Here is a 9,704-nt window from a genome sequence, read left to right as displayed (position 1 = left end):
ATGAAGCATCAAGGAAGCTCTAGGTTGCTACCTGCCCATATACAACTCCAGTTTTAAAAGTTCCATAATTAGGATTACTTATGTTTCTTTCTAAAAGTTCATGTCCGTCCGCTTTTCTACCCCACTGTAAAAGAGAACCCATAGCATTTACATCTGTGGTACTTGTTGCCTGCTGGGTAAGATTGAAGGTTGGATGGTCCACATTTGCATAATTAGCCCCCAGATTGTTGTTCAGCCAGATTTTGCCATCCTCTGCCTGTATGGGTAGATAAAGGAAGTTATGCTCATATTTATCTGCATTGTCTATCTGTCCAAACATTCTGTCGGGTATACCGGGTATATCGCGCAACTCGTAAGTAGTGAAATTTCCAGCCGAGTTGTACGGATATTGGAAGGCTCCTAACAGTACACCCAAATAATCATTCCCTATCCCTGCATTGATGTCCAGTTTCTTGGCAAGCAAATCGTTTCCAATGGCTTTTATGGTAGCCGTAATGCTGTTATTGGCCGTTGTAAGGGTTTGTGATGCCCAGGATAATGTTACCTGCGTAGCTACGCCATTCTGGGTAAGGTTTGCCGGAATGGTAGTGGTGCTGCTCCATGCCGCTACGGTACCTCCGCTTCCAGTTACCGTAGCCGGGATATATACTGTGATACCTGTGTTAGTAATGGTTCCCTGTACATCCACCAAAGTATCCGGCGTGCCATCTGCATTGATGACGGCGGTGCTGGCAGGTGCTGTTGGTTTGGTATAAGGCAAGTAGTCGTTATCATACGCCGAAGCTACCCAATATCGGCTGTTCTGTGCCAATGTAACGGTTCCGGGCAATACACCGCCAGGATTTCCCGGTGCGGGATTCACTGTAAGTGAGGGGGCATTGGCTCCGGAGCAGCTTTGCCCTCCAATCGTAACATTTACCGAAGTGGTTCCTGCTGTGGTAGGGGTTCCGGTGACAGTATAGACTACATTGCTGTCTCCCGTGGCAAAAACACCCATGGGAAGGTTGAAGGTAAGTCCGTTTACCGTAGTGGTTTGTGAAGGATATATTCCACCATTACCACCGGTGTAGGGAACGGTTAATGTTCCGCTATAAGATTGTCCTACTGTTGCATAATTGGGGGTAAAATAAGCACCGGCACAATTGAGGCTGGTTACAGTACCTGTAAGTCCGTTGCTTCCTACGATACATCCTGACCATCCGGCAGGATTGCCCTGGTATGCTTTTACACATTTATCGGTGAGGTCATAGATCACCATTCCCGATTGAGGGTTGGCAATAGCTGTTGTATTGGCCACTCTGTTCAGGTACAGGGCCTTGTTGTTGGAAGCAAGTTCCAGGGAAGCACTGGGATGCGGGTTAGCTGTATTGATTCCTACTTGCCCAAAAGCATTCATGCTGATAAGGAACGTTGCCAATAGAATAGTGTTTTTTTTCATTTTAAAAGGGGATTAAATTGTATGTCAGGATAAGACCTGATGTGTTTTTATTCGTTCAAGTATTTTATTTGTAGCCTTAAAGGTTGTTTTCAGTAGTTTGCATTATACTTTATTCAGTTTTAGATGATGGCACAAGCCATGATAGAAGCTATTATCTGTAATATTCTTTATCATGTTTCCTTGGAGCCAGGAAATGATCTTACCTGTTCGCTTCGGATGAACCGGCGAATTGGGATGAGCTATACGGAAGTTTTTGCGCTATAAAAGCTATCTGGTGATTTCTTAGTGATAGCCGTAACAGGATGGCGGCGGGCGGTTGAGATTCTGAAAGAATACTAAATGGGAAAGGAAATGGCTTTTATAATCTTTTCTCAAAAAAATATCCAATAGGTGGATGGTGGTAAGTTGTTTGTTTTCAATCCAGGACAGAAGAAATTTCATCGTGTTCTCACTGGGTCTTACAATTTGCATATCGCTATCAGAAATAGCCAATAAGGATTTTTCTGACTGATTATCTATGTTGAAAGCCAATTCTGTCTTATTGTGGCCTTTAACGGGCTGAGAAATGTTTTCTTTTTTCTTCTGTTTTCTTTTGCCGGGTACCAATGAATCTTTTCTTTTAAGTCTCTTCTTTATTTTTTCCTTTGCCGGGTGAGAAATAGATATTTTTTCCATTCCTGAAACCAAAGTGCCCTCTGATATGAATAAGGGAGTGGATGGAGTAGCCATATCTGATGAGGGGGTTTCATCATTCCTGCAAACAGCCTGGATCATCTGAAAGTTGAACAACAGTAACAACAATAAGGAAAATCTTCCCCCTCCAATGGAATGCAGAGAGAAGAGTTGGTTCATCATGTTATTTTCAGAATCGGTTTTCATTTTGATGCAATATTATGATTACCACAATAGCTGTACAAACTCAATACAGGAATAATTCGGAAAGTTTCATGTGCCTTTTTATCTGTTTTACAAATTATATATATTGAAAATCAGAATATTATGTTTTATTGTTGTTTTTTCGTGAAATTTCAAAATTCACAAATAGGTATTTGTGTTTTCAAGATTTATATTTCATTAAATTTGCTCAAATGATAATTATGAATAAGGTTTATAAAGAAGAAATATCAATTTCATTATGGTTTGTGAAATATTGTAACCGGATAGTTGATTATTGTAAAATCTTTAGAAATAAATATTAATGAAGTTATAAAAACAAGCTTTTCTGACCTGAAAGATAGCTGAATTTCAAGGTGTGTTATAATGTTAAATTTTACTTTAAAACTAATTCTTAATGAAAAAAATATATTTATTTTTTGTGTTTTTCCTTTTCTTCTCCACAGTAAGTGCAGAAACAATTTCATGTCCCGGAAATAAAGAAATTGATCGGCTGATTGAGAAAGGAACTACTCTTAATAATGAAGGGGGAAATAAAGAAGCGCTCAAATTGTTTCAAAAAGCTAATGACCTTGCTAAGGCTATAGGATGTGAAAAAGGAGAACTGAATGCAACAAACAGTATAATGATGTTTTATTTCAACACCTATGACTATAAAAAGGCTTTGGAAATATCAAACAGAGCTAAAGAATTAGCAATCAGCCAGAAAGATTACGAAACCTTATCTTCTTTATGCAGTAGAAGAGGAGCGTCTTATGATGATCTAGGCATGTATGATGAGAGTTTAAAGGAGCATGAAGCTGCTGCAAAATATGTTAAACTTATTGCAGATCCGGATAAGAGACATTATCAGGCTTCTTTGGTTTATTATAATATGACTCCATATTACCAGGACAGGTCAAATGAAAAAGTATTGTATTATCTGGAAAAAAGCAGGGAAGAGGCTTTACAAATAAATGATAATAGTAAAAATATTCCTTTAGAGAAAAAAATTGATATGTTGGTATCAATAAATATGAACCTGGGAATACATTATAGAGATCACAACAATAAAGGCAGGAATGTGAAGCTGTCTGAATTCTATTTTATGGAAGCTTTAAAGCAGTTTGATTTAGTTAAAGGAGATGTGCTTCCCAATACAAAAATAGATTTATATCAGGCACTCCAGGAGTTTTATCAAATGAAAAAGGATTATAGGAAGGCCATAGAATACGGAGAGAATATGCTGATTTTGGAGAAGTCCAACAGCATGCCTTATAACCGTAGAGTGGGGTATATGGTATTAGCAAAATCTTATTTGGGAATTGGTGATAATACAACCTCACAGAAATATCTTGAACTTTTTTCAAAATTAAATGACAGTATTAATTCTGCGGAAAAAGATGCAGTGGAAGCTCCTGTTAAAAAAATAATTTCAGAAACAAAAAGCAATGGTGAGAAAAAGATAAAGAGAATTGCCGTTATTTCTTTTGTTATTCTTATCCTTATTACGGGAGGGATGCTGATATACCGAAGAAGAAGCAATAAGATTATTCATAAGAAATATGAAGATTTAATTGCTAAAATACATCAAAATGAGGATGATAAAAGAGAATCAGCACCGGAAAAAAATAATAATGATATAAAAACCTCTGTTACTATTACAGATGAAACGGTAAAAATATTACTTCTGAAACTTGAGAAATTTGAGGCTTCAAAGAAATATCTGAGAAAAGATTTAAGCCTCACGTGGATGGCTAACAGCCTTGCAACCAATACAAAATATCTTTCGGAAGTCATAAAGAACTATAAGAATCATAATTTTACCAGCTATATCAATGAGCTCCGTATTAACTATATCATAAAGAAGCTGTATGATGACCCGATCTATAGGGAATATAAAATAACCTATTTGGCAGAAGAATGCGGATATGCTACCCCAAGGGTTTTTGTGAATGCTTTTAAACAGCAAACAGGTTTTACCCCTTCTTATTTTGTGGAGCAGCTGAAGGTTTCTGTGTAATTTTTATAATACTTTATCCATAAAGCATAGAAGTTGTAATAATGCGGAGTTCATCAGGGCTTCGCATTTTTCATTTATTGGACTTTATAATATATGATTGATAAAAAGTCTGGTAAAGAACAATTTTTTTTGTGTATTTATCAGGGATAATCATATGTGCCTGATAATCAGTTTTTATTTCTTGTAAAACGCCTGTCACAGAATAAAATTTGTTTGGAATAATTCAGAAATCATCCCCTGTAATATTTGTTGGAGAAGCATCTGTATCTTAATATTGTAATGACTGACCAGTAATCCTGTGAGCGAAATACAAGAGATAAAGATGGGAAAAGTTGTTCATGTTTTATAATTATACCGTCAGTTTTCTCATTTGATTACTCCAGGTTCTTATAATTTTTAAAGGTAATCAGCCTGACGATAAGGTAAAAACAAAAACAACATGAATGGAAGAAAAAAGAAAAGCAGAAGTGAAGAAATTTCAGAGAAATATTTTGAATTTTTAGACCGTCATATAGACGATGTTATTTCTGCAAGAACGGCAGATTTCATGGGTTTGCATCAGATTGCATCAGAATTGGGAATTTCCCATAAACATCTTATCAATGTTATTCAGCATGAATTTGGAAATCATCCCAGCTATTTCTACGATTTCAGAATTATAAAAATAACAAAAGAAATATTATTAAAAGAAGACATATCCATCGCTGAAGTGGCCAGAAAATTTACATATGATCCTTCTAATTTTTCAAAGTTTTTCAAAAGCCGGACAGGCGAGACACCCGGAAGCTTTCGCAGGCAAAACAAAAATAAAGCCTAAACTTCCGGATAATTAATATCCTGATCTCTATGTTTCCCTGAACGCGAAAATTTGAATCTCCTGATTTTTTAGTGATGAATTTCTTTAATGGTTTTGTGATTGAATAGCAAGGAATAGGATGATATAATGGTTAATTTGTTTAAAAAAAAAATATATATTTACAAAATACCTGAACAAATAACCTATTGAATTCAAACTGAATGAGATATTACGGAACTATTTTATTTTTTATTGCTTTACTACTGCCTGCTTTAGGAAAAAGCCAGAAATCTGAAGAACAGTTAAAAAAAGAACTGAAGCAGTTGCAGAAAGGAATAGATAACACTGGCATTGTGAACAATACAATACAGGAACTGGAAAAAAATTACAAGATCGCAAAGAATAATAAATATTATATTGCCTTCAGGATAGGCGCAGAGCTGGTAAGAACGTATTCAACATTGGATAATGCCGAGAAGGTTATTGAAGTTTCAACGGATCTGGAAAGCAGCATCAATAAGAACTCTCCCCCCTACGATGTTTCTAATATGTATAGGATGAAAGCACGTTCATTAGGGGATCTGGGATTTCTGGAAGATTCCCATAAAGCTTATCAGGCTTCAAGAAGATATATGGAAAAAATCAAGAATAATGATGCCCGTCATTATTATGGAAGTTTGTTCTATTCTAATTATTCATCATTTTTTGACCACAGTAAAAAACAGTCTGATTCTGTACGTTTATGCCTTTTAAAAGGTTTGGATGAAGCAGAAAAGATTTCCGATAAAAGTGATCTGGTATCCCAGAATCAGAAATATGATCTCATTGCCTCTATACAGGGTAATCTGGCTTTATATTATCTATGGATCATGAAACCTGGTGAACCCAAGACCGCAGAGAAATATCTTTTGAAATCTTTGAAGATTGCTGAAACCAAAGAGATAAGCTCATTTAATGAAATGAATTTGTACAGGACGGCTGGGGATTTTTATTTTGATCAGAAAGATCATGATAAAGCCATCCTTTATGCGCAGAAAGGGTTGGATTTAGAACGGAAAATCTCTTCGCCCGCCAGCAGGGAAATTTTTTATGAAGTTTTGATGGATGCTTACCTTGCAAAAAACAATAGTGAAGAAGGAAAAAAATACAGTCTGCTTCTTACGGAACTGAAAGACAGTATAAAAACGGCAGAAAAACATTCTGTAAATAAGGTCACTAACGCAATTAAAAAAGGAAAAGACATAGAAAAGAACAATATTCTCAAAACCTATTTGTATATTTTTTTGGCAGCAATCATAATAGGATGTGGTGGAGTTTGGTATTATTGGAAGAAAAGAAATAAACTTTTACAGCAGAGATTTCATGAACTCATTGAAAAAATAAAAAATGAATCTGAAGATAAGAATGCCGGAAAGGAAAAAGATAAACAAAAAGTAATAGGAGCTCCAATAGCAATGTCAGAGGAAACAATCAATCAACTTTTGGATAAGATATCAAAATTTGAAAGATCCGAAAAGTATCTCAAAACAGATCTTACCCTTGCCAAGCTTGCCGTTAGTTTCAATACCAATACAAAATACCTTTCAGAGGTCATAAAATACCATAAGAACAAAAATTTCAATAATTATATTAACAGTCTCAGAATTGGGTATATTACCAGAAAACTTTATGAAGACTCTACGTACAGGAGGTATAAAATCAGTTCTTTGGCTGAAATATGCGGCTACTCAAGTTTCAGGGCTTTCCAGACTGTTTTTAAAAAGGAGACGGGGCTAACCCCATCTGATTTTATTGAGAACCTGAAAAAAGAAATGGAAGTGCAGTAATGATCTGTGAAATCATCCACCAATTCATGTGATAAGGATATTTAATTATTTTTTTGATTTAATAATTGGAGCATTGTACCACTTTTCAAAAAGATCTCAAATACATTGTAGTGTATATTGTTAGTATTCAAAAATTATTTATTGCTGAGTTTTGGTCAGGCATACCTTAGCTCATCCGTGAGTTTGCCACTGATCATAAATTTGCCTGGCCTGTTGTTTATCCGTAAAAGCTTAAAGATCAAATTGTATTCCCAGATTGGCCACAGTTCCTGATCCTTTGATATAATAACGTCCTTCATTGGTTGCACCTCTTACTTCGGCATGAACCGGATAATAATCAGCATTGAACAGATTATTGACAGAGAACATGAAAGTAAAGTTTTGATACTTATATTTCGTTTGCAGATCTACAAGATTATATCCTGAAATAGGGTATTTCCCATAATTATATGCTTCAGCGGGAAATACATCTCTTTTTCCTAGATGCAGGTATTGCAGATAAACATTCCACTGCTCGGATAGCTTAACATCAACACTTAAATTAATTTTGAAAGGTGAAATGATGGAATTGTCCAGCTTATCCTTAAAATCTCCCACATTTTTCAGATCCTGACGGCCATCCATATAACCAAGCACTGTCCCAACTGTCAGCCACTGAACAGGTTTCACATTAGCAACAAGTTCCACTCCATAAATACGTTGAGGTACCTGGCTCAGTTCGTAATTGCCTGGTATGGAAGTTTCAGCGAATGTAGTTCCTTTTTTAGAGGTACTGTAATAACCAGTCAGCTGGTAATCCCAAATATCCATCTTACCATTTACTCCGAATTCGAAATTATTAACCACAACAGGCTTAGGATCAATCTGACTCAGTGGTACGCCATTGCGTAGAATAAGCCCCACATCACCAATTGAATATCCTTGTGAAAAAGAAGCAAAAGGCTGTAGGTAGTTATATTTATTATATCGTGTTGTCAGGTTAAATACAAAAGCATCCGAATGATTATTTTCACCAACGGTAAGTTTACCGTTTTTGGTCAGATCCCCAACGTTAAACCGGATATTTTCATAACGTATTCCTCCTTTTAAAATCCAGTCGGTGCCTATATTTACTTTACTCTGTATGTAAAGGGCAAGATTATTCATATTCATATCCGGAGTTACCAGCTCGTCTTTCAGCGTTTTCTGTACCGTATGGTCCTTCAGAAGGTCTATACCGTAAATAAGAGAAACTTTGGAAGCGGTGCCAAGTTGGAAGGGAGTATTGAAATTGAGTCTGGCCCCTTTATGATCTGAATAGTTTTGATTATAAGTTTCAAAAACCGTATTCATATCTTCATAGTATAAGCTCAGATTAGCTGCTGTTCTTCCATATTGCCCATCATACTTTAGATGTAATGCTTTGTTGTATGGTGTGCCACCATTAGCTGCCGCATCAGAAGGAATACCAACTGCCGGTGATTCTCCAAACTTACCGGTTGTGCCTGCATACTTGCTGTCCTGCAAACTGCTGTAATAGTTCCCCATCAGCTCTATATGATGATCCGGCGCAATCTGGTATCCGATCTTAGCCAATGTATTATAGGACCGCGTTTCACCCAGCCCATAAAAGGGGCTTACAATTGTTGCATCGGAACTTCGGATAACACCGGTACGACCCATTTTACCCTGTAAAACATAATCCCATTTACCAACCTGCCCGGAAAATATCTGTGCAATATTGTAGCCATAAGTTTCGTTGGGTCTTACAAGGCTCAGTGAATTATTGAGATAAGTGGATGAACTAAGTTTTTTATTTTTTTTCGGTTTTTTAGTAATATAGTTGATTACACCGCCTGCAGCCCCGTTACCATACATGGCCGTTGCACCATTGATTACTTCAATATGATCTATTGCACTGGCATCAATAGTGCGTAGATCGCGTCCGCCATTACGTAAAGGAGTAGATTGTGGTATTCCGTCTATCAGTACCAAAAAGTTTCGTCCACGGATTTTGGCAATAAAATTATTCTGACTCTCCTCACTGGGGGAGATACTGGGTACCTTTTGCATCAGGATAGACGGAAGGTTATCGTTGATCTGTCGCTGCTGGTCTAGCGTTTTACCTCCAATATAGGTTATTGATGACGGAACCTCATCAATGTGTTCCGCCAATCTGCTCGCAGTAACAACAACTTCATCCAAATTATGTCCTGCAGCTTGCATAACAATTGGTTCCGTAAATTCAAGATTTTCTTCATACACTTCAATAGATTGAGTTATGCTATCAAAACCCTCTAAGCTAATTACAAGTTCATATTTCCCATACATTACCCCTTCAAATTTAAAATAGCCTCCTTTGTCTGACTGGGTACTTCCTATTCCTGTTAACTGAACCTGTGCATTGGCCAAAGGTCTACCCTCTGCGTTTACAATACGGCCACTTACATTACCTTTTTGCTGTACCTGAAGGGAATACTTATATAAATGGTTTTCAGAGATAAAGGGAACCTCTGCAGAAGCTTTTGAGGATAATGAATAAGAAAAATATAAAAGAGCGGCTGTAATTTTAGCCATTTTGTATGAGTTAATCTTCATTGCTGATAATGCTACGGTACAAGGTTTCTTAAATACATATTATTTAAAATATGACAGGTGCAAAGATATATTATTTTTACTTATTCTAAATAATATATATAGGATTTATTGCTGTTTATAATTAAGGCTCTATTTTCATGTGGGAACAATAAAGTCTTACTCAATTACATT

The 9,704-nt window shown here is 36.3% G+C and carries 6 protein-coding genes; 3 read left to right on the top strand and 3 right to left on the bottom strand.

Annotation, left to right across the window (positions count from 1 at the left end; translation table 11 throughout):
- Positions 1–19: 19 nt before the first annotated feature.
- Positions 20–1,438: a hypothetical protein gene (locus EG339_RS21365; RefSeq protein WP_123871936.1), complete on the bottom strand. Its 1,419-nt coding sequence runs from the start codon at positions 1,436–1,438 to the stop codon at positions 20–22.
- Positions 1,439–1,720: 282 nt separating this feature from the next.
- Positions 1,721–2,317, bottom strand: a complete 597-nt coding sequence (locus EG339_RS21360; protein WP_123871934.1) for a hypothetical protein — start codon at positions 2,315–2,317, stop codon at positions 1,721–1,723.
- A 412-nt stretch (positions 2,318–2,729) separates the two neighbouring features.
- On the opposite strand from EG339_RS21360, the gene EG339_RS21355 reads away from it, so the two are divergent.
- From EG339_RS21355 to EG339_RS21345, 3 genes are all read left to right on the top strand, one after another.
- On the top strand, positions 2,730–4,334 hold the full coding sequence (locus EG339_RS21355; RefSeq protein WP_123871931.1) for a helix-turn-helix domain-containing protein: 1,605 nt from the start codon (positions 2,730–2,732) through the stop codon (positions 4,332–4,334).
- A 439-nt stretch (positions 4,335–4,773) separates the two neighbouring features.
- A complete protein-coding gene (locus tag EG339_RS21350; protein WP_123871930.1) occupies positions 4,774–5,151 on the top strand; it encodes a helix-turn-helix domain-containing protein in 378 nt (125 codons plus the stop codon).
- Positions 5,152–5,351: 200 nt separating this feature from the next.
- Positions 5,352–6,956: a helix-turn-helix domain-containing protein gene (locus tag EG339_RS21345; protein WP_123871928.1), complete on the top strand. Its 1,605-nt coding sequence runs from the start codon at positions 5,352–5,354 to the stop codon at positions 6,954–6,956.
- 231 nt (positions 6,957–7,187) lie between these two features.
- Here the strand turns inward: EG339_RS21345 and EG339_RS21340 are convergent, their stop codons facing one another.
- Complete coding sequence (locus tag EG339_RS21340) at positions 7,188–9,512, bottom strand: TonB-dependent receptor (RefSeq protein ID WP_164466472.1); 2,325 nt, start codon at positions 9,510–9,512, stop codon at positions 7,188–7,190.
- Positions 9,513–9,704 lie beyond the last annotated feature (192 nt).

The sequence above is a fragment of the Chryseobacterium bernardetii genome (assembly GCF_003815975.1).
Taxonomy (GTDB): domain Bacteria; phylum Bacteroidota; class Bacteroidia; order Flavobacteriales; family Weeksellaceae; genus Chryseobacterium; species Chryseobacterium bernardetii.
The sequence above is the reverse complement of the archived record's forward strand: the minus strand, read 5'-3'. Positions and strand labels throughout refer to the sequence as shown.